Below are 20747 nucleotides of genomic sequence, written 5' to 3'. Positions count from 1 at the left end.
ACGGAAGAAGGAGCGCGGCATCATGAGAAGAGTCATCATCGATACAGATACAGCAGGAGACGATACGATTGCGATCCTGACGGCATTGCATCACTTTCAGGTGGAAGGCATCACGATTACGGGTGGTAACGTACAATTCGACCAGCAGGTTGAAAATGCTCTGTACACGGTACAGGTTGCTGGACATGGCGGCAAAGTGCCTGTGTATAAAGGATGCGAGCGACCGCTAATGGCCTACGGTAAAGCTCAGCACCGTACAGTGGAAGACGTGCATGGCGATGACGGCATGGGCGGCGCGCATTTCCCGAAGGCGGATCAGCGTCCCGAGAGCGGGCATGCGGTTGATTTTATCATTGAGAAGGTGCACGCACATCCGGGTGAAATTGAACTTCTGGCGATTGCCCCGCTGACTAATATTGCTATGGCGATCCAGAAAGACCCAACGATTATTCCAGAGATTGCTCACCTGTACATCATGGGCGGAACGAATAATGCACTGGGCAATATCACCCCGGCGGCGGAGTATAACTTCTACGTAGACCCGGAAGCAGCGAAAATTGTACTGCATGCGGGCATTCCGATCACAATGGTTGGTTGGGAGATGTGTACGCAATATTCAGTGATGGACGATGACGATCATGCAGAGATTACGGCTCTGGGTACATCGGGTGCTGACTTCTTCACCGCAATCAACAAAGTGGTTATGCAGTTCAACAAGTCGGTACATAAGCTGAATGGCACCACTCATCCCGATACGTTGCTGATGGCTGTTGCGGCAGATGAATCCATCATGACCAAGTCGGGTCAATATTATGTGGATGTGGAAGCGGTAGGAGAGCTGACACGTGGATACAGCGTGGTTGATATCAACGGACGTTTTGGCAAAGAGCCCAATGTACGTGTCTGTGAGGGCATTGATCGGCCCAAATTCAAATCCATGCTGCTGGACGTTCTGTCAGCGATCCAATAAACGCAGGAATTTAACTACAGGAAAAAGAAGAAAATCCGTGCCTATCCCAGGTACGGATTTTTTATTGCCCATTTTTGGAATAACTACTTCACCTGTCGTAGTAAATTGTGCTATACTTCAACTACTACGACAGATGAAGTAATGAGGAGGAGTATCTTTTGTGATCAGCAGTGACGTTATACGTGGCTACAATGATACGCTGATCCTCTACATGCTGCTCGAAGGGGAGTCGTACGGCTACGAGATTTCCAAGAACATCAGGCAGCTGACAGAGGAAAAGTACGTCATGAAGGAGACGACATTATACTCGGCCTTCACCCGATTGGAGAAGAACGGTTATATTGAATCGTTTTACCTGGATGAGAATAGTTTGGGAAAGCGTCGTACCTATTACCGGATTACGCCGCCCGGCCTCGACTATTACAGAGAAAAGTGTGAGGAATGGAAGGTTACGCAGGAGGTTGTTAATCTATTTATCAGGGAGTTGTGACGGAACATGGAGACAATTATGGTGTATCTGGAGAACATGTTTGCTGGTCTACCGAAGACACCCGAGGTGGAGCATCTGAAGCAGGAGCTCCTTTCGGGGATGGAAGATAAGTACCTGGAGTTGAAGCGGGAAGGCAAGTCGGAGAATGAAGCCATCGGTATTGTGATCTCAGAATTCGGTAATATCGAGGAGCTAACTGCAGAACTCGGTATTCAACCAGTCAATGCGGAAGAGGCAGTACCTGTGCTGACGGAAGAAGAAGCCTACGCATATACCACTGCAAAAAGAAATGCCGGATTTTGGATCGGGCTGGGTGTTTTATTGTGCGCGTCGGGTGTGGCGTTTCTGATTTTCATGGATACTTTATTTGAGAACTATGCCACTTCAGCTGCAAACCGTTCGGTGGAAACGGGGACTGTACTGGGCCTGATCGGCATGTTTGTGCTGATTGCGATTGCGGTAGGCATGTTCATTCACAGTGGCATGAAGCTTGAACGCTTCAGTCATATGGAGAAGGGCTTCCAGCTTCCTTATACACTTAAAATGAGTATTCAGCATAGTCGGGAGAGCTTCGCTCTGACTTATCGTATAGCCATCATTACGGGTGTCTGCCTGTGCATTCTGTCTCCTGTGTTTATTTTCGCAGCCTCCTCTATCAATGATAACTACGCCTCTTATGGTGTATCTGCCTTTATGGTCATGGCTGGGGTAGGAGCATTCTTGTTTGTATATTACGGGAATATTCAGGGGGCTTACACGAACTTACTGGAGAAGCACCAGTTGACGGTAGAGAAGAAGCAAGAAGTAAAGGTTGTGAGAGCCGTGGAAGCGATTGTATGGCCGCTGGCGACAGCCATCTTCTTGTTCACAGGCTTTGTATATCAGCGGTGGGATATCAATTGGGCCATATTCCCGATTACAGGCATTCTCTCCGGCAGCTTTAGCAATGTGTACCATATTATGAAAAGCAAAAATCCGTCCTGAGCATGCTGCTTTAGCTAGTAAAGCCCACTTGATCTATATTGATCAGGTGGGCTTTTTTTGCTCCACTTAATCTAGTTTTGCTGCAACAAAAACGAGCGAATTCCTGTCGTGACCAGATCATGGTCTTCCTCATCAGGCAAACCGGATACTGTAATGGTGCCGACCTGTCCCTCATTTTCCAGAATCAGCGGGAAAGCGCCACCAGCCAGGACATAGTCCGTTGAAGGCAGATTAAAATCCTGTTCAAGCGTTTGGTTTTCGCTTCTAAGCCGCAGAGCTGTATGCCAAGAACTGGAGGAGAAATGATTCACCACGTTGTTTTTGCGTCGAATCCAGTCTTCATTGTCGGGATGAGTGCCTTCCATCGCATGCAAAAAGAGACGATGTCCCTTCAGGGTAATGTCGATGGTCACGGCTTGAGAGCGACGCTTCGCTTCTTCGACCAGATGCAGGCCAAGGTTGAGCGCTGTTTCAGAATCAAATGTGCCAAATACCAAGTCTTTTTCTTCCTGCTGCATTTCCTTTAATTTCTCTGTCATGGTCAGGTTCAAATTACAGGCAGCCCCTTTACATACATATATGATTGATGTCTACATTCGACATGAATGGGTATAGTACCTTCCAAATGCGGACTGGACGATGTTAGTCGACGTTATAGACGTGTTTGAAGATGGCTCATTTGGAGACCATACATCGGCTGTGTTAAAGTGAAAGAAACCTAATATACTCAAAACTCTTAAAGTTAAAATAAGTTATCGCTAAGTAGGCAGGAGGAGAAGCACGATGCTGTTTTATTTTGTAGCACTGCTGGTGACTTTGGTGGATCAGGGAACCAAGATTGCAGTGAGGATGTATATGGAAGTTGGCGACGTCATGAGACTGGGTGACTCGGGCATGCAGTTACAGCATTATGAGAACAGTGGAATGGCGGGCAGCATGTTTCAGGGAAATGCGCGTCTGTTCGGTGTGATTGCTGTTCTGTTCATAGCGGGCATGCTGTATTACCGGAGTAAAGGTGAGATTCGCGGTTTCTGGATGCAAGCTGGCGCGGGTTTTATGGTCGGTGGGGCTTTAGGCAATGCGATCGATCGATTTATCTATGCGCGGGTAACGGATTTCCTCGTGTTTCCGTCAGGACGCGGGATTTTGAATCTCGCTGATGTCGCAATTAACATCGGTGTGGTCATGATCATCATCGGGATGTTGATTCGTGCATATCAGAGTTATCGGACCAAGCGTTTACGCAATGCTTTGCCGAAAGCAGAACGTTCGTAACAAGTGGATAGAAGTTTTACAGTGGCTGAACATAAGCTTATTAAATGAGGGACATTGGATATCATCCAGTGTCCTTTTTGTTATGCCTGATTCAGGTCATGGGAAGAACTGCCGTGATTCATTTTTATCGAAACCGTTTTAGGAATAATAAAGGCTTGTATCATCCATTCAGATTGAAGTTAGTTTGGAAGGATTAACCAAATGGTTATTTCACCATTTGAATGGGTAAATTCTTACGTATATAAAGCTGAGGGAGGTACAACATGAGAAGAACGCTTACCAAGGCTCTCGGGACAATGTTGCTGTGTGGAACGATGGCTGTACTTTTATCTTCCTGTACCAGTGGAGATAGCGCGAATGGCAAAGTACAGATTGAATTTTTCCAGAACAAGCCTGAAGCCAAAACAACCTTTGATGAATTGATCAAAACGTTTAATGCGGAGCATGACGATATTCAGGTGACACAGGTGAATCCGCCGGATGCGGAGACGGTATTGAAGACCCGTGTCGTCAAAAATGATATACCGGATATTATGGCCATGGGGGCAACGGACACGTATTCAATCCTGGCCCAGAGTGATATTTTCACCGATCTGACGGATAGTTCATTACTCCAGACGATTGATCCAAACTACATACAAATGCTGAATGATCTCACAGGTATGGACGAAGTGACAGGTATTCCTTACGCGACTAATGCAAACGGCATTATGTACAATAAAACGCTGTTTAAGGAAATGGGATTGGATGTACCCAAGACGTGGGATGAACTCATTGCGACCGCCCAAAAGATTAAGGATGCAGGTGAGATTCCATTTTACTTCACATACAAGGATGACTGGCAGACTAGTCTGCCCTTCAATGCACTGGCCTCTAATCTGGTAGGTATTGATTTCTACCAAGAGCGGCGCGATAACAAAGTGACGTTCAAGGAGAAGTACCGCGAGGTAGCTGAGAAGCAACTGGAACTCATGAAATACGGTCACAGCGATAACTTTGGTAAAGCTTATTCGGACGGTAACCGTGCCTTCGCTAACGGTGAAGCTTTCATGTACATCCAGGGAACCTGGGCCATCTCGGAGATTCGCAAAGCGAACCCAAATGTTTACATTGGTTTCTTCCCATTCCCAACGGGCAACGATGCAAGCGAGATCAAGCTGGTGAACGGGATCGACTCCCTGTTTACCATTGCAGCGGACACACCTAATCGCGAGCAGGCAGAGACGTTTATTGCGTTCCTGTTAGAGCCTGAAAATATCGGAAGATATATTGACGAACAGACGCTGTTCTCTGCGGTCGAAGGTGTGAAGCAGGATGATCCTGCGGTACAGGAATTGATGCCATATATCGAGCAGGGCAAGGTTGTTGACTTTCCCGATCACTATATTCCGGCTGCCGTGCAGCTGAATTCCATCGTACAGTCCTTTTTGCAGAATCAAAACATCGACAACTATCTAGATACACTCGACAAAGAATGGGACAAGGTTGCCAATCGGCGTTAAGCCTTGTCTGAAGGAGGATGGAGTATGAACAAGCGTATCGCACCTTATTACTGGATGACGGTTCCGGCGGTTATATTGTTCTTTGTATTTATGACCCTGCCGGCCCTCCAGGGCATCTATTATTCATTTACGAATTATAACGGATTCGGGAAAGAGTATGATTTTGTTGGTTTCAAAAACTATTTCAACTTGTTCCAAGATGACAATGTAGGCAACGCCTACTGGTTTACGTTCAAATTTGCGATCGTTGTAACGATCCTGACCAATATTCTGAGCCTGCTCATTGCACTCGGGCTGAATGCCAAAATCAAGTTCCGTAACTTCTTCCGCGGCATCTACTTCCTGCCCAATATTCTGAGTGTACTGATCGTAGGTTACATATTTAACTACCTGTTCTCCAACGTATTCCCGATCTGGGGACAAAATCTGGGCATCAATGCGCTATCCACCAACATTCTCGGCAGCGAGAGTCTGGCTTGGATCGGTATCGTCATTGTTGCCGTATGGCAATCGGTGGCCCTGAATACGATTCTGTATTTGGCTGGTCTGCAAACGATACCAACGACACTGTACGAGGCATCCAACCTCGATGGTGCAGGCAAATGGCGTGAATTCTGGAGCATTACTTTCCCGCTTATTGCCCCTTTCTTCACCATTAATATGGTGCTGGCGATGAAAAACTCACTTATGGTCTTCGACCAAATCGTAGCCTTGACCAACGGTGGTCCCGGACGGGCGACGCAGTCCATCTCCCATCTGATCTACACCGGAGGATTTGAAGGCGGCGAATATGCATATCAATCTGCGAACTCGGTTATTTACTTCATCGTTATTGCGGTGATTTCAATTCTGCAAATCCGGTTCCTGCAAAGAAGGGAGATGGATCTGTAATGAAAAGCCGTACACGAATCAATTGGCTCGTTATGCTGCTCGTTGTGCTGGGCACCCTGTTTATTCTGTTCCCCCTATATATGACCGTTACGATTGCTTTGAAAAATCCGGAACAGATGGCCCAATCGGTCTTTGCCATTCCGACAACGCTTCACTGGGAGAATTTCGCGAGGGCCATCGATATGACAAACTTCTTCCAATCGTTCCGTAACAGTGCAATCGTTACCGCATCAACCGTGCTTTTGACGTTGCTCAGTAACTCGATGGTGGCCTATGCGATTGCGCGGAATATGGAGAAACGCAAGTTTTTCAAAGGACTGTATTATTACTTCGTCAGCGCGATGTTCATTCCATTCCCGATCATCATGCTGCCGATTGTTAAACTGACCGCATCACTGGAGATGACAAATCTGGTGGGTCTGATCCTGCTGCACACGGTCTATGGTCTGGCATTTAACGTATTTGTATACGTTGGATACATCCGGTCCATTCCGGTAGCGCTGGAGGAAGCGGCATTTGTGGATGGGGCGACAACCTGGGGCACGTTCTGGAAAATCATTTTCCCGCTCATGGCGCCAATCAGTGCCACGGTTGGTATTCTGACTTGCCTGTCCACGTACAACGACTTCTTGCTGCCACTCATTATTATCAGTGATCCGGGACAGTACACGTTGCCGCTGGTACAGTATGTATTCCAAGGACAGTTCAATACCGAATTTAACCTTGCGTTTGCATCATACCTGCTCGCGTTGCTGCCAATGATTATCATCTACCTGTTTGCACAGAAGTGGATCATCAACGGGGTTACCCAAGGGTCCGTGAAATAACTGAAGATGTGTCACAGAGAAGGATATGTGTGAAGGGATATGAACCAAGAGAGGTGGACTTTAAAAGTCCCCTCTCTTTTTTTTGATCCTTGTCATTTAACGTTTGGGAACTCTTCGGAGGATTGATTAACCTGTAAAACTATGCTATTTTTTAGTCGTTAGTTTAATCGGTAAACAAAGACTAAGAGAGAAGAAGAGTAAGGTTCATTTCTGCAAGCGCTTTAACTATATAAATGAACTAAACATTTACACGAGAACGGAGAGGGCAGAAATAACCTGAAAAAGCGGAGCGTTCGCCTTTATCCCCGGATTTTCCCCTTTAAAAGGGAATCAAAAAATCTGGGGATAACAGCGATTGGAAGGTTAATCTGTCATCGTAGTGGCTAGTGTAAATATTCTTTCGTTCATTTTATATAGGGGAACTGAATACGTAGATAAATCCGGCATCGTTTGTACCCAGTCTTCAAGAGCACGGGCGTAAGGTGGTGGGTTCTTTTACATGCCAAAAAGAGAGGAGAATGGGGAAGTTGCACGGGAAAAAAGGACATTTCAACTCACTTCGCAATCAGATCTTCATTGGTTTTGTTATGGTGATGCTTGTTGTTCTGCTGCTCGCAGGCATATCGGCTTATGATCGAGTAGCTGCTCTGCTGAAAAGCAATGCGGAGAAACATATTCACCAAACCGCCGTCCAAGCCAGTGGCAGATTGGATGCACTCATTGCACAAGTGAATTCGCTGACCGCCCAGGTGGCGGATGATTCATACGTGCAGCGTTTGCTCAGCGATGAGAAACAAGGCAACCCGGCCACCTTTAATCAGCGTCAAGCCCTCCTGCAGATTGCAGGCAGCTATCAGTCTTTCATCAACGGCGCGCAAAGTATGGAGATATATACTACGGGTTATAACCGCATCTTTCCGATGGATGACCGATCCCTCGATCTCAGAGTGGAGCGCAACTGGATCAGTCTGGCGGATGAAGGAAAAGGCAGACTGGTATGGGCAGGCGCTGACCCTGAAGATCCGGGTGTGCTCCTGGCTATTCGGCGAATTAACCTGCTGGATCATTCTTTCGAACATGGAGGTTATGTGGTAGTGCGGATGCAACGCAGTTTTTTTCAATTGAATGATTCGAATGGGACAGATGGTTCGCAGGACTCTATCATGCTCCTGGATGGTGCAGGCGAAGTGGTGACTTCCGATCTGGAGATTAATCTCGATCCAAAAGCCATATTGGACAGCGGATCAGTCGTGCAGAACGGGGAGGAATCCTATATCGTCGTCAGGCAAAAATCGGAGTTAACGGGATGGACACTTGCTGTCCTGACCCCGCTGCGGGAGACAACGGAAGGTGTATCCATCCTGAGAACGGCGCTGCTCGTCTCGGGAATGATTGGTGTTATCCTCTTCCTTATCATGTCGTTCTTTCTGTCCACGATGATTACACGTCCGCTCATCCGGCTGATGCGGGCCATGCGCAGTGCACAGCCAGGAGCAATGAGACCGAATCTAATGGTCAGCTCTACGATGGAGATCAATGAACTCAACAACGTATATAACCAGATGGTTTACAGGCAGAATGAATTGACCCGTGTGGTTCATGAGAAGGAAATCATGCAGTCCCGGGCTGAGCTGAAGGCGTTGCAGTCTCAGATTAATCCCCATTTTCTATTCAACACACTGGAGGCGTTCTATTGGTCCCTTGAGGAGAAGGGAGACGAGGAGATGGCACGTATGGTCGTGGCGATGTCCCGATTATTTCGCTACATTATCTCCAGTTCACAGCAGGATGAATGGGTTACGATTGCCGACGAGCTGGAACACGCCGAGCGTTATCTTCGAATTATGCAGATGCGATTGGGAGAGAGAATGCAATGGGAGATTCAGCTGAGCGACGTGGTTCGTAAGGTCCCAATCCCAAAACTGCTTATACAGCCCTTGGTGGAAAATGCGATTCTACATGGCATTGAGAGTAAACTGGGACCGGGAAAGATAATCGTCCATGTGGATGCTTCGACCGAGGAGAATCTGGTTCGCATTGAGGTTCGGGATGATGGTCCCGGTATGGATGAATCACGGCTTCAATCTGTCATTCATGCTTTACATGGTGGCCCCGCTGTATCTAACAAGGGTACAGGCGTAGGTCTAATCAACGTACATCGGCGACTGAAGCTTTACTTTGGCAGCCAACTTGGCGAACGTTGCAGGCTTTCCATAACAAGTAAGGTTGGGGAAGGAACCGTCATTTGCTTTGAGATTCCCAAGGGAACGGAGGGTGCATATGATTCATGACAAAACGATTCTTATCGTTGATGATGAGCCGCGTACAAGAGAGGGTATCCGCAAGACACTGGAAGGATGGTCGGCAGGACGAAATCACATTCAGACTGCAGAAAGTGGCGTCGAGGCCGTGGAATGGCTCAAGAAAAAGCCGGCAGATCTGTTAATAACGGATGTTCGCATGCCGGAATTCTCTGGCTTGTCTCTGATTGAAGCCATTCAACATTTTTCGAACAAGCCTGTTGTTCTTATTATGTCGGGACATGCCGATTTTCAGTACGCCCAGCAGGCCATTAAACTGGGTGTTGTGGAGTATATGTTGAAACCGATTGATAAGGAACAATTGCTGCAGACCGTCGAAAAAGCCTTGAAGTTTAGCGAACAACAGCGACGTATTCAAACGATGCAAGAAATGGTTGACCCCAAGCTGCTGGATGTTAAGGAGCGCGGAGAACAAAGGCTCAATAGCCAGATCAGTGAAGCTTTGACCTATGTGGATGCTCATCTGGGTGAACATGTGACCATGCGTGAAATCGCTGATTTACTCCATCTCAACTCCAGTTACTTCAGCGTATTGTTTAAGGAACAGATCGGCATCAATTTTAGTGAATACCTTACCCGCAAACGCATTCAGCGCGCGAAGGAGTTGCTTGTGCAGACAACGATGCCAATCTCGGAGATTGCTGAACAGGTGGGTTATCAGACGGATAAGTATTTTATCACAGTATTTAAAAGTCTTGAGGGGCTTAGTCCAAGCAAATATCGACATTCCCTATCTGAACGAAATAACAAATAACCTCAAAAAAGTGGAGTTTTTCCAAATTGTTCTGGTCTTATAGGCGTGATAGGCGCGTGCTACAATTTGGTTAAAGCGGTTACATTAACCGAAAAAACCAAGGGGGTTTGAATAATGAGCAAAAAGACGATGGCCATTCTTCTGTCATGGACGCTGGTTCTCGCCGTAATTTTATCCGGATGTAACAGTTCAAGTTCGGATGAAGAGGGTGAAACAGGCAGCAACGGCACAGATGGGAAAGTAACCCTCAAATTCATGCACCTCTGGCCAGCAGGCAGTTCCGCACAGCAAAACAAACTGGTCAACGATATCATCAAGCAGTATCAGACGGATCATCCGAATGTAACCATTAAGCAGGAAGTGCTGGAGAATGAACAATATAAGAACAAATTGAAAATTCTGTCAGCATCCAATGAACTGCCCGATGTTGGTGTAACTTGGGCTGCTGGATTTCTGGAGCCTTATGTAAAGGGGAATCTGTTCGCACCGGTCGATGATCTGCTGAGCGACTCGCTGGGCGAGAAATTCATAGCCGGAACAACAGAAGCTTATGCCATAGACGGCAAAACATATGCGTTACCAATCGAGTTGAATATCTCCCCCATTTATTATAACAAAGCCATTTTTGCGAAATATAACTTGCAGCCGCCAGCAACGTACGATGAATTCCTGAATGTGCTGAAGACACTGACAGAGAACGGTGAGGTTCCGATCGCACTGGGCAATAAAGATCGCTGGACCGGCTCACTCTGGTATATGTATCTGGCGAATCGGTTAGGTGGAGATGCACTGGAAAAGGCCATCAATGGCTCTGGCAAGTTTGACGATCCTGCGCTGACTCAAGCTGCTGCCGAGGTACAAAAGCTGGTGGATATGAATGCCTTCAACAAAGGCTTCAACGGGTTGTCCAACGATGAGGGCAAATCCGAATTCATGAACGAAAAGGCTGCTATGTATCTGATGGGTACCTGGGAACTGCCAAACTTCACGACCAACCCGGACATCCCGCAGGAATTCAAGGACAAGATCGGATTTTTCAAATTCCCAACAATGGAAGATGGCAAGAGCGATATTAACAGCTGGGTAGGTGGTCCAGGCGTAGGGCTGTTCGTGGCCCAGAACTCCAAAGTGAAGGAAGAAGCGCAGAAGTTTGTGCAATACTTTGTGGAAAAATGGGGTGAAAGTTCGGTAACTGAAGCAGGCGTCATCCCGGCAACCAAAGTGGATACAGCTGCAGTACAGCTGCCACAGCTCTACATCGACCTGCTGAACGAATTGAATCAGGCCAGCAGCCTTACACTCTTTGCAGACGTACAGATGAAACCGGCAGCCGCTCAGGCACATCTGGACATGATTCAGGCGTTGTTTGGCAAAGCGGTGACACCGGAGGACTTTGTGAAGAATCATCAGGCTGCGATTGATAAAGGCAATTGACGTACACACGTTTGAACGCTTGAAGGGAGGATAATGTGATGGACAAAGTCATGTCCAACCGTCTCGTTGCTGCGTTGTACGTGCTTCCTGCACTGCTTCTGCTGCTGGTCTTGGTGTACATCCCGATCGTGCTCACCGGGTATTATGGGTTGATGCAATGGGACGGGATCGGTGCAATGACCTTTATTGGATTAGATAATTACGCCAGACTGCTTCAGGACGGAACATTTTGGCAGAGTGCGAACCATACTTTTTTGCTTGCTTTGTTCTCTGCGCTGAGTCTGGTCGGTTATCTGATGATTGCTTTGGTGCTGTCAGGCAAGATCAAGGGGGCCAATCTGTTCCGCAAAATATATTTGATCCCGATGCTGCTGTCTTCGGTCGCGATCGCCCAGTTATGGCTGAAGATCTATCATCCCAGCAATGGTGTGCTGAACACCTTTCTGGAAGCGATCGGCTTCAGCAATCCGCCAGCCTGGCTGGCGGAGCCATCACTGGTGCTGTATGCACTGTTCGTGCCGATTCTATGGCAGTATGCTGGCTTCTATATTTTGATCTATTATGCGGCGCTCAAAAATATTCCGGAATCTCTGGTGGAAGCAGCCAGGATTGATGGGGCTAGCCCTTGGCAGATCGCTTTTCGAATCAAGCTGCCGCTTATTACAGAAGTCATCAAGGTGACCGTTGTACTGGCTGTGGTAGGCTCACTCAAGTATTTTGATCTCATCTACGTGATGACCGATGGCGGACCGAATGGATCAAGCGAAGTGATGGCCTCCTATATGTATCGTCAGGCGTTTCGTAGCTTCGACTTTGGTTACGGCAGTGCTGTAGGTTTCTTCCTGCTCTTGATCTGTCTGCTGGTTACCTGGCTGCTTCGAAAAGCGACAGCATCCAAAGATACGATCCAGTATTCCTGACGCTAGTTCGTGTCTGAAAACTCGCTGAAGTGCATCTTTTACCGCCTTTTCGCTCCCTGCTGCGTCACTTTCCCTTGACGTGCCCCGGCACGCCTGCGGAAAATTTCCTTGCTTGGAACGAAAATTCGGCAAAATCTGCCACCTTCGGAGTTTCCAGACACGCCCTAGTGAAATGAAAGGAGGTCCATCCGGTGAAGACGGATACGGCCGTTAGATTGCCAACGTACCCGGGGACAAGCCGAGGTTCGGCATGGTTAAGGAGATTCGGATATATTCTGCTGTATTTCCTCTTGTCCCTGGTAGCTTTGCTGCAAATTTTGCCCTTGGTATGGCTGCTGTTGTTCTCGCTTAAAAATAATCAGGAAGTATTCGACATGGCGCCTTTTTCCCTTCCTGCTACCCCGCGTTGGGAAAACTATGTCAAGGTATGGACAGAGGGAAATATCAGCTTATACTTCTTCAACAGTGTATGGATTACGGTGGTCTCGGTGGTGTTCACCGTGCTGTTTGCCAGTCTGGTGACCTTTGCCATTACACGTATGCGCTGGAAGGGTCGTTCGCTGGTATTGGGGCTATTCATGGTGGGTCTGATGATCCCTGTGCACTCCACGCTGATCCCGTTGTTCAGCTTGTTCCTGAAGCTTCATCTCACAGATCATCCTTTGTCAGTCATCTTGTCTTACATTGCGTTTAATATGCCAATTACCATTATGATTTTACTCGGATTCTACTACGCGCTTCCCCGTGAAGTGGAAGAGGCCGCTGTGATGGATGGTTGCTCCGTGCATCGGATTTTCTTTCGGATTGTGCTGCCGATGACGTCTTCGGTCATTTCCACAACGGCGATCATCAACATGATCTATAACTGGAATGAATTCATCTTTGTTAATACGTTCATCAGTACAGATTCGTACAAAACCCTGACTGTTGGTGTACAGAACTTTATCGGTCAATATACAACGGATTGGGGAGCCATTGGTGCAACGCTGATGATTAGCATTATGCCGATCCTGATTGCTTTTCTCATCCTGAGTAATCGAATCGTGGAGGGAATTGCTGCGGGTTCTGTTAAAGGTTAAAAGGCTGAGGGCCTAGGGCCCTTCCATTACTTGCTTAAAAGCGAGTTGGGAGGGGCCTTTTTTGTCTTCTACAACCTCTGGCAGGCGTACGGAGCGGGGCTTGATGAAAACGCTGAAAATACCTATTTATGGAATTACAAAAAACTTTCAACTATTTTCGCAAAACTACTGCATTTTCAAACCACCTGTGCTAACATACCCTAAGAATTAAAGCCCACATGGGAAAGGTGAGAAAATGACAGCAATATCCTCAACCAAAGAGTCCCTTCGTTCTGATGCCAAGGATCTGAATCTGATTCGACTGACATGGCCTATTTTCCTGGAACTCTTCTTATTTATGTTGATGGGGAGCGTGGATACGCTCATGCTCAGCTCGGTATCCGATAATGCGGTCTCCGGCGTTGGAGCAGCCAATCAGATTATTTCTATCGCTATCCTTGTATTGGAAGTCATTGGACATGGTGCTGCGATTGTAGTAGCACAATATATCGGATCGAAAAAGTTAAGTGAAGCAGCACAAGTTACGGGTAATGCGATCACACTGAATCTTATCGTAGGTCTGGTCCTGAGCGGAATCTTCCTTCTGTTCGGAGGACAATTGCTAACACTTCTGAATATTCAAGGCGAAATTTATGATTTTGCCCGTTCGTATATAAATATCGTCGGTGGCGGGATCTTCCTCCAGGCACTCATTAATGCGCTGGCTGCGACGATTCGTACACATGGTTACACCAAAGAAACGATGTATGTTGCTGTATTCATGAACGTGATTCACGTTGTTGGTAACTATGCATTGATCTTTGGACACTTCGGCCTGCCAAAGCTTGGGGTAGAAGGGGCAGCGATCTCCACGGTGGGAAGCCGTTTTATCTGCCTGCTGATCTTCTTCTGGTTGTTGTATCGTGTGAGCGAGGTAAGGGTGGATTTCGAATACTACATTAAGTTGTCCAAGAAATTCATTGGCAAAATTCTGCGGATTGGCATTCCGTCTGCGATGGAATCGATGGTATATCATTCGTGCCAACTCGTGTTCACGCTGTATGTGACCTATCTGGGCGCAGAAGCTATGGCAACCAAGCAGTATGCGGGTAATATCTCCAGCTATATCTACTTGTTCAGCATGGCGATTGGTATGGGGACATCGATCATTGTAGGCCGGCTTGTGGGTGCGCGGCGCAAAGACGATGCGTACAAACGTGTTTTTGACAGTGTGAAATGGGCCCTTCTGGCCACGGTTATCATTGATGTAATCATCATTTTTTTCCGTGTACCGCTGATGAGCATATTTACGGATAATCCGGAAATTATCAAGCTGGGGGCTCAAGTGATTCTGCTCAGTCTGTTGCTCGAAACCGGACGTACCTGCAATATTGTGATCATTGGTTCCCTGCGTGCGGCAGGGGATGCAAAGTTCCCGGTATACATGGGTCTGATCTCCATGGTCTGCATGAGTCTGCCTCTGGGATACCTGCTCATATTCAAGCTTCATCTGGGGCTCGCTGGTGTGTGGCTTGCCATTGCGGCGGATGAGTGGACCCGCGCGGTCATTATGTACTTCCGCTGGAAGAGTAGAGCTTGGGAGAAACATGAACTGGTGGAGCATGATGACGAAGAGGTTGGTGCACAGCCGGTACCGGCTGTCTGACAAATAGATAAATGAACCTGCTTGTAGATTAATGAAGTGGCTCTACAGTAGCCACAGGGCAGCAGTTTCCCAGAAGAGTCAATTACGGAAAGGATTCCATCCGTGATTGGCTCTTTTTGCATCTCCGGCAGAGGTAAGGAGAAATAAAGATAGCAAAAATGATCAAAACGGCGATGACATCCTTCACGTATAGTAAGGATATGGAAGGGGGCTTTACCTCAGTTGAGCCGTTATCGTGCAATGATTCAGCAAAGTTTGTTCTATATTGAGACTCATCTGCATGAGCAGATCGGGCTGGAAGAAGTGGCATCCGAGGCGTTGTTGTCGCCGTATCACTACCATCGAATTTTCCGTAATGAGGTGGGCATGACCATCGTGGATTATATCCGCAATCGCCGGATGAGTCTGGCGTCCACGACTCTGCGATCAACGGATGCGGGCATTTTGGACATCGCCCTGGCATGTGGTTTTGAGAGTCAGGAAGCCTTCACCCGTGCATTTCGCAAATTATATGGCATGCCGCCGGGACGTTTTCGCAAATTGTTCGATCTGAAATTATTCGAAGGAAGAACCAGAGGAGGAGAATTACAGATGAATCAGACGTCAACAATTACAGGTTGGATGTTAACCGGGAGTCATCCGCAGAATTATGAGATGGGCATTGATCCAGCTGAAGTGCATCAGGGAAAAGCATCAGGATATTTGAAGGCCGTTACGCCTATGGAGCCTAACGAGTTCGCAACGATGATGCAACAGTTCAGAGCGGACAAGTATGTGGGTAAGCGGATGAAGTTATCGGGATTCGTGAAGACCGAGCATGTGGATGCGTTCTGCGGATTATGGATGCGTGTGGATAATAACGTTCATGATGTACTTCAATTTGATAACATGCATGATCGGCCAATTACGGGTACGCAGCCATGGAATCAGTATAGTATTGTGCTTGATGTGCCGGAGGGCAGCGCGGTCATTTCATTCGGAGTTATTTTGAACGGTAAAGGAAAAGTGTGGGTCGACAGTTTCCGCTTCGAGGAGGTTGACCTGAACACACCGCTGACACATATGGAGACAGAGTACGAGATGTCGGACGAGCCGCTGAATCTGTCATTTGAGGAGTAAATGCAATATATGTGCAGATCCATTATCAAGCTGAGGCTATATGGGAATTATGATATAATGCTGGTGAGAATGGAGCTGATGCTGAGTGACGGAATTACTCGATCCACGAGTAGATTTTGTGTTCAAACGCATTTTTGGAAGTGAGCAAAACAAAGATGTTTTGTTAGCTTTTCTGAACAGCACGTTTATAGAGACCGGCGAATCTCCTCTTACGGAGATCACTGTGGTTAACACGTATACAGATAAGGATAGTCCAGAGGATAAACAATCCATTCTGGATATTAAAGCAAAGACGGTAGAAGGCAAACTAATTAACATTGAAATGCAGCTGTTTAACCCGTATAACATGGAGAAAAGGACGTTGTTTTATTGGAGTGAGATGTACTTTCATCAGATAAAAAAGGGTGAAAACTATAGTCTACTCAAAAAATGCGTGACTATTAATATACTCAACTACTCCTGTCTGGATAATGAGCGATATCACAATGTTTTTCATTTACGAGAAGATCATACAGGTATTGGTTTGACGGATGATATCGAAATACATGTGATGGAACTAACCAAATTGGATGAGTATTCTGTTCCGATGGAAAAAGGCGGACTCGTGAATTGGTTATTATTCCTGAAAGGAATAGATACATCAAACTGGGAGGTGCTGGCCATGAATGAACCGATGTTGAAAAAGGCGATGGATACGCTGGAATTTCTGAGTCAGGATGCGTCCACCAGAATGGCCTACGATGCTCGAATGAAAGCATTGAGTGACGAAAAATCGATGATTGAAGGCGCACGAGCTGAAGGTGCAGCCAAGGGTAAGTTGGAAGGCAAGAGAGAAATGGCCCGTGAATTACTTACACTTGGCGTAGATCTCTCTGCTATAGTTAAAGCATCTGGACTCTCCGAAGATGAAATTAAGAAGTTGTTGCCTAAACAGTAACATGAATTGAGAATCTATAGATTAAGGGCTGATCCAATCACGGGTTGGCTCTTTTTGTTGCCTTTAGGGTATAAAGAAAGTAGAGCCAGGTCCAAGCTGAGAGGATGCAAGCTTCTCATACAAATTGCAAACTCATCCATAGCTAATTCCCACGGACCTTGCTAACATAGACCCATAAACTAACTCATGACATAGATAAAGAGGATGAATCCCATGAATAAAAAAGTGCTCGTGGTGGATGACGAATCAAGTATCGTCAGTGCCATTGCTTACGCGCTGCGGCGCGAAGGATATGAAGTAGAGACTGCGAGTGACGGCGAAGAGGCTTTGGTCAAGGTCGCATCGTTTCACCCACAGGTCATGATTCTGGACGTGATGATGCCAAGGCTTGATGGATACGGCGTATGCCGCAGGCTGGAGGACCGCGAGGATATCGGCATTATTTTGCTGACCGTCAAAAATGATATCGTGGACAAAATCGTTGGCCTGGAAATGGGCGCCGATGATTATATGACCAAGCCATTCGAGATCCGTGAACTGCTTGCAAGGGTGAAAGCGCTCATGCGCCGTGTCGAGAAAAGCAGTCCACCACCTGACGATTCGAAGAATCAGGCCATCGTGAATGGCACACTGCGTATTCATGTTGCTCACCGCACAGTGACCGTGAATGAGGAGAAGCTGGATCTGACACCAAAAGAGTTCGACCTGCTGACCATTCTCATGTCCAATCCGGAGCGTGTGTACACACGAGACGACCTGCTAGATCGGGTGTGGGGCATGGAGTATGCGGGTGGTACACGAACCGTAGACATTCACATCCAGCGTTTGCGTAAAAAAATTGTAGATACGGATCAGCAAAAATTGCAGACCGTATACGGGATTGGCTACAAAGCCTCTGCACCTGATACAGGCGGGGCCATATGAGAGTCAGCATCAAGCTGAAGTTCAGTGTTTTTCTGGCAGCCTTGCTTATCCTGACCGTGGTTGTGCTTAGTTCACTGGTCCTGCGCGGTATTGAACGCAATCAGCAATCACAGATTGAAGGTATTTTATCGCAGCAGACAAGGCTGGTGAATCTGAATGTGAGACAGTCCTACTACACCGAGTCCGTTCATCTGGATCAGGACGTTTTTTTACAGCGAAATGGCCGCAGGCTGGCACAGGAACTGGCCAACTCTACCGGATTGCCAATAGCACTCTATAACATGACAGGCCAGCAGGTGGGAGCATCCTTCGCCTCCGGCGAGAGTGAACTCGTTCAGGAAACGTTAGACTATGCGCTGCAAAATAAAATAGCCTATCATGAGCAGGGCGAGACCCTGCTCTATGCCGCACCGCTAGATGGTCCAGATGGACAGATGGGCGCCGTATGGATACAATATCCTGTCCAGAGCTACCATGAATTTTATACTCGCATCCTTCAATTGTTCATATGGGCAGGAATTACCGTTGTTGCGCTGAGCTTCATATTAGGTTATCTGTTCTACAATCGGTTTGCCGTTGCGATTACCCGACTGAAGAGGTCCGCAGATTCCATTCGCGAAGGGAATTACATTACGGAGTCTCCTTTAAAGCGCAAGGATGAATTGGGAGAGCTGGGGCAGGGCATTTATTATATGAGTACATCCATCCAGCAAAATATCACAGCCATGCATGCGGAGCAGCAGAAGCTGCAACTGGCGATTGAGAAACTTCAGGCGCTGGAACAGCAGCAGAAACAATATATCGGTAACATTAGCCATGAGTTCAAGACACCGCTGACATCGATCAAAGCTTATGTGGAGCTGCTCGACATGTATAAGGATGATCCGCAACTGCTTGATGATGCCACAAGTAACATTGGCAAAGAAACGGAGCGGCTGTACGAGATGGTGGAGAAAGTACTACATTTATCTGCTCTGGAGAAGTATGACTTCGAGAACCAGGCCGAAGATGTAGAGGTCAGTGCTCTGCTGGAGGATGCCTGTGGCCGGATGCGTGGGAAAGCGGAGAAGTTTGCGCTGAACATGGAACTGGATCTTGAACCAGCGGTGATCCGTAGCGATCGGGAGAGTCTTATGCACATTTTCATCAACATGCTGGATAATGCCATTAAATATAACGTTCCGGATGGTGTGATCCGGGTGAAGAGCGAACTGCGGATGCAGGAGCGTCAAGCGATCATTCGCATCTATAACTCGGGTACGCCGATTCCGGCAGAGGCGCGGGAGAAGATTTTTGAACCCTTTTACACTGTGAACAAAGACAGAGCCAGAAAAACCGGCGGAACCGGACTGGGACTATCTCTCGTGAAGCAGTTTGTTGAAAAACAGGGCGGTACAATTACCCTGTTGCCGGGCGATCCAGAAGATGGGGAAGGTGTGACGTTCCAGCTCATGTTCCCTTTGGTTGATTCAAGTTTACAAGTTCGAAACAAGTCTGAATAACTTTGGAAGTATGCGATGTGTATGCTTGGTCTATAGCAAGAGAAACCAGGGGGGGCCATCATGAATTGGAAACAAGCAGCTTTGGGCACGTTGGGGGCCATTGCCCTGATAACGACAGCAGCATGCGGGGGAACAACGGAGCCGGGGGGCAACGCACAAGGCGGGAAAACGGGCACCGACATTACAGTAAAAGATAATACCAACACGTCCGTGTACCAGAGCTTTAAGCTGGAGAAAATTGATAAATTGCCGAATATGCGCGGGATCGCATGGCTAAGTGACGACTGGATTGTATCCGACAAGGAGAACAAGTCCTTGAAACCAGTCACCGTTGAGGGCCAGGAAAGATATCCGCATAACTTATATATGTATGATCTAACCAAAGGCACAGACACGCCGCTCAAGGAAAGTGAAGCCAATCTGGGTGCACCGCTGGTGTCACCGGATGGTCAGTACCTGTTCTATCGGGAGCCGGAGGAAAATACGGGCAAAGGCTACTTCCTGAACCTGCATAACGGGGAGACAACCCCTGCGGGTAAGGAGGATGGATTTATTCAGGAGGGCGTATGGCTGGATAATGAACATGTCGTTTTCCCCAATATGAAGGGTGATCTGATCTCGGCAAGTCTGGACGGTACAACGAAAGTACTGGTGGAGACAGGCAATTTCAATGTGCGGAGTATCAAAGTGTCAGGCAATATGCTCTATTATATTACGGGTGAAGATGGCCAGTTGAATGCATACGACGTGAAGACGGGTGACGTGAAACAGGTGCTGAAAAGTGTGGAATGGGTCATCCCTTCTAATGATGGAACAAGGCTTGCGATTGTGAAAAGAACAGCGGACACCAAACGGGCGCTGGTGCTCACCGATCTGGAAGGCAATGAGAAGGCCACACTCGCCAGAGGCACACAGATTTTCGGCACAAGCTGGTCGGGTGATGATTCCAAGATTGCATATACGATCAATTCCGAGAATGATAATGAGAAAGGGCTGTTCGTCTCCAACACAGAGTCGGCTGAGCAGTTCCAGATCTCGGCGGATATGGATAACGCCTCTGACCCGCTTGCCTGGAGTCCGGAAGGCAATAAAATCCTGTTATCGCAGGCGGTATTGGAGAATGAGTCGTATCACTTTGTGACCTCGGTCATTACGATCTCGGAATAGGATGGT

General features: G+C 47.4%; 19 protein-coding genes. 18 read left to right on the top strand and 1 reads right to left on the bottom strand.

What is annotated here, in order from left to right; all coding sequences use genetic code 11:
- Nucleotides 1–22: 22 nt before the first annotated feature.
- From QVE09_RS22645 to QVE09_RS22635, 3 genes are all read left to right on the top strand, one after another.
- On the top strand, nucleotides 23–970 hold the full coding sequence (locus tag QVE09_RS22645; RefSeq protein WP_315938617.1) for a nucleoside hydrolase: 948 nt from the start codon (nucleotides 23–25) through the stop codon (nucleotides 968–970).
- Between the two features lie 160 nt (nucleotides 971–1130).
- Entirely contained in the window at nucleotides 1131–1460 is a 330-nt protein-coding gene (locus QVE09_RS22640) for a PadR family transcriptional regulator (RefSeq protein WP_017691704.1), read from the top strand.
- A 6-nt stretch (nucleotides 1461–1466) separates the two neighbouring features.
- On the top strand, nucleotides 1467–2444 hold the full coding sequence (locus tag QVE09_RS22635; RefSeq protein WP_315938616.1) for a permease prefix domain 1-containing protein: 978 nt from the start codon (nucleotides 1467–1469) through the stop codon (nucleotides 2442–2444).
- 71 nt (nucleotides 2445–2515) lie between these two features.
- Here QVE09_RS22635 and QVE09_RS22630 read toward each other — a convergent pair whose 3' ends face one another.
- On the bottom strand, nucleotides 2516–2995 hold the full coding sequence (locus tag QVE09_RS22630; RefSeq protein ID WP_315938615.1) for a heme-degrading domain-containing protein: 480 nt from the start codon (nucleotides 2993–2995) through the stop codon (nucleotides 2516–2518).
- A 232-nt stretch (nucleotides 2996–3227) separates the two neighbouring features.
- Here QVE09_RS22630 and lspA point away from each other — a divergent pair, with 232 nt between their 5' ends.
- The 15 genes from lspA (at nucleotide 3228) to QVE09_RS22555 (ending at nucleotide 20741) form a co-directional block, all read left to right on the top strand.
- Nucleotides 3228–3719: a signal peptidase II gene (lspA, locus tag QVE09_RS22625; RefSeq protein ID WP_315938614.1), complete on the top strand. Its 492-nt coding sequence runs from the start codon at nucleotides 3228–3230 to the stop codon at nucleotides 3717–3719.
- Nucleotides 3720–3982: 263 nt separating this feature from the next.
- The gene (locus QVE09_RS22620; protein WP_397387082.1) at nucleotides 3983–5221 is read left to right on the top strand and encodes an ABC transporter substrate-binding protein; all 1239 of its coding nucleotides are present in this window, start codon (nucleotides 3983–3985) and stop codon (nucleotides 5219–5221) included.
- Between the two features lie 24 nt (nucleotides 5222–5245).
- Nucleotides 5246–6112: a carbohydrate ABC transporter permease gene (locus QVE09_RS22615; RefSeq protein WP_091012591.1), complete on the top strand. Its 867-nt coding sequence runs from the start codon at nucleotides 5246–5248 to the stop codon at nucleotides 6110–6112.
- On the top strand, nucleotides 6112–6939 hold the full coding sequence (locus tag QVE09_RS22610) for a carbohydrate ABC transporter permease (RefSeq protein WP_310339241.1): 828 nt from the start codon (nucleotides 6112–6114) through the stop codon (nucleotides 6937–6939). The genes QVE09_RS22615 and QVE09_RS22610 overlap by 1 nt, the downstream gene beginning before the upstream one ends.
- A gap of 527 nt (nucleotides 6940–7466) precedes the next feature.
- Entirely contained in the window at nucleotides 7467–9230 is a 1764-nt protein-coding gene (locus QVE09_RS22605; protein ID WP_315938613.1) for a cache domain-containing sensor histidine kinase, read from the top strand.
- Entirely contained in the window at nucleotides 9220–10014 is a 795-nt protein-coding gene (locus tag QVE09_RS22600) for a response regulator transcription factor (protein ID WP_036671597.1), read from the top strand. Before QVE09_RS22605 ends, QVE09_RS22600 begins: the two co-directional genes overlap by 11 nt.
- A 114-nt stretch (nucleotides 10015–10128) precedes the next feature.
- Entirely contained in the window at nucleotides 10129–11448 is a 1320-nt protein-coding gene (locus QVE09_RS22595) for an extracellular solute-binding protein (RefSeq protein ID WP_315938612.1), read from the top strand.
- Between the two features lie 38 nt (nucleotides 11449–11486).
- Complete coding sequence (locus QVE09_RS22590; RefSeq protein WP_315938611.1) at nucleotides 11487–12368, top strand: carbohydrate ABC transporter permease; 882 nt, start codon at nucleotides 11487–11489, stop codon at nucleotides 12366–12368.
- A gap of 215 nt (nucleotides 12369–12583) precedes the next feature.
- Nucleotides 12584–13447 (top strand): carbohydrate ABC transporter permease, encoded by an 864-nt coding sequence (locus tag QVE09_RS22585; protein WP_315938751.1) that lies wholly within the window; start codon nucleotides 12584–12586, stop codon nucleotides 13445–13447.
- A 235-nt stretch (nucleotides 13448–13682) separates the two neighbouring features.
- Nucleotides 13683–15092 carry an MATE family efflux transporter gene (locus QVE09_RS22580; protein ID WP_253504043.1) on the top strand — a complete coding sequence of 470 codons (1410 nt, stop codon included), beginning with the start codon at nucleotides 13683–13685 and terminating at the stop codon, nucleotides 15090–15092.
- Nucleotides 15093–15314: 222 nt separating this feature from the next.
- On the top strand, nucleotides 15315–16211 hold the full coding sequence (locus QVE09_RS22575; protein ID WP_244988514.1) for a helix-turn-helix transcriptional regulator: 897 nt from the start codon (nucleotides 15315–15317) through the stop codon (nucleotides 16209–16211).
- 85 nt (nucleotides 16212–16296) lie between these two features.
- The gene (locus QVE09_RS22570; RefSeq protein ID WP_315938610.1) at nucleotides 16297–17148 is read left to right on the top strand and encodes an Rpn family recombination-promoting nuclease/putative transposase; all 852 of its coding nucleotides are present in this window, start codon (nucleotides 16297–16299) and stop codon (nucleotides 17146–17148) included.
- Nucleotides 17149–17361: 213 nt separating this feature from the next.
- Nucleotides 17362–18072: a response regulator transcription factor gene (locus QVE09_RS22565; RefSeq protein ID WP_315938609.1), complete on the top strand. Its 711-nt coding sequence runs from the start codon at nucleotides 17362–17364 to the stop codon at nucleotides 18070–18072.
- Complete coding sequence (locus QVE09_RS22560; RefSeq protein WP_315938608.1) at nucleotides 18069–19574, top strand: sensor histidine kinase; 1506 nt, start codon at nucleotides 18069–18071, stop codon at nucleotides 19572–19574. The genes QVE09_RS22565 and QVE09_RS22560 overlap by 4 nt, the downstream gene beginning before the upstream one ends.
- A 60-nt stretch (nucleotides 19575–19634) precedes the next feature.
- On the top strand, nucleotides 19635–20741 hold the full coding sequence (locus QVE09_RS22555; protein ID WP_315938607.1) for a TolB family protein: 1107 nt from the start codon (nucleotides 19635–19637) through the stop codon (nucleotides 20739–20741).
- Nucleotides 20742–20747 lie beyond the last annotated feature (6 nt).

The sequence above is a fragment of the Paenibacillus sp. ClWae2A genome (assembly GCF_032452295.1).
Lineage (GTDB): Bacteria > Bacillota > Bacilli > Paenibacillales > Paenibacillaceae > Paenibacillus.
The sequence above is the reverse complement of the archived record's forward strand: the minus strand, read 5'-3'. Positions and strand labels throughout refer to the sequence as shown.

Bases quoted from the DNA above. Each gene is read 5' to 3' on its own strand.
- QVE09_RS22645 (WP_315938617.1), top strand. From the start codon at position 23: ATGAGAAGAGTCATCATCGATACAGATACAGCAGGAGACGATACGATT.
- QVE09_RS22635 (WP_315938616.1), top strand. From the start codon at position 1,467: ATGGAGACAATTATGGTGTATCTGGAGAACATGTTTGCTGGTCTACCG.
- lspA (WP_315938614.1), top strand. From the start codon at position 3,228: ATGCTGTTTTATTTTGTAGCACTGCTGGTGACTTTGGTGGATCAGGGA.
- QVE09_RS22620 (WP_397387082.1), top strand. From the start codon at position 3,983: ATGAGAAGAACGCTTACCAAGGCTCTCGGGACAATGTTGCTGTGTGGA.
- QVE09_RS22615 (WP_091012591.1), top strand. From the start codon at position 5,246: ATGAACAAGCGTATCGCACCTTATTACTGGATGACGGTTCCGGCGGTT.
- QVE09_RS22610 (WP_310339241.1), top strand. From the start codon at position 6,112: ATGAAAAGCCGTACACGAATCAATTGGCTCGTTATGCTGCTCGTTGTG.
- QVE09_RS22600 (WP_036671597.1), top strand. From the start codon at position 9,220: ATGATTCATGACAAAACGATTCTTATCGTTGATGATGAGCCGCGTACA.
- QVE09_RS22595 (WP_315938612.1), top strand. From the start codon at position 10,129: ATGAGCAAAAAGACGATGGCCATTCTTCTGTCATGGACGCTGGTTCTC.
- QVE09_RS22590 (WP_315938611.1), top strand. From the start codon at position 11,487: ATGGACAAAGTCATGTCCAACCGTCTCGTTGCTGCGTTGTACGTGCTT.
- QVE09_RS22580 (WP_253504043.1), top strand. From the start codon at position 13,683: ATGACAGCAATATCCTCAACCAAAGAGTCCCTTCGTTCTGATGCCAAG.
- QVE09_RS22565 (WP_315938609.1), top strand. From the start codon at position 17,362: ATGAATAAAAAAGTGCTCGTGGTGGATGACGAATCAAGTATCGTCAGT.
- QVE09_RS22560 (WP_315938608.1), top strand. From the start codon at position 18,069: ATGAGAGTCAGCATCAAGCTGAAGTTCAGTGTTTTTCTGGCAGCCTTG.
- QVE09_RS22555 (WP_315938607.1), top strand. From the start codon at position 19,635: ATGAATTGGAAACAAGCAGCTTTGGGCACGTTGGGGGCCATTGCCCTG.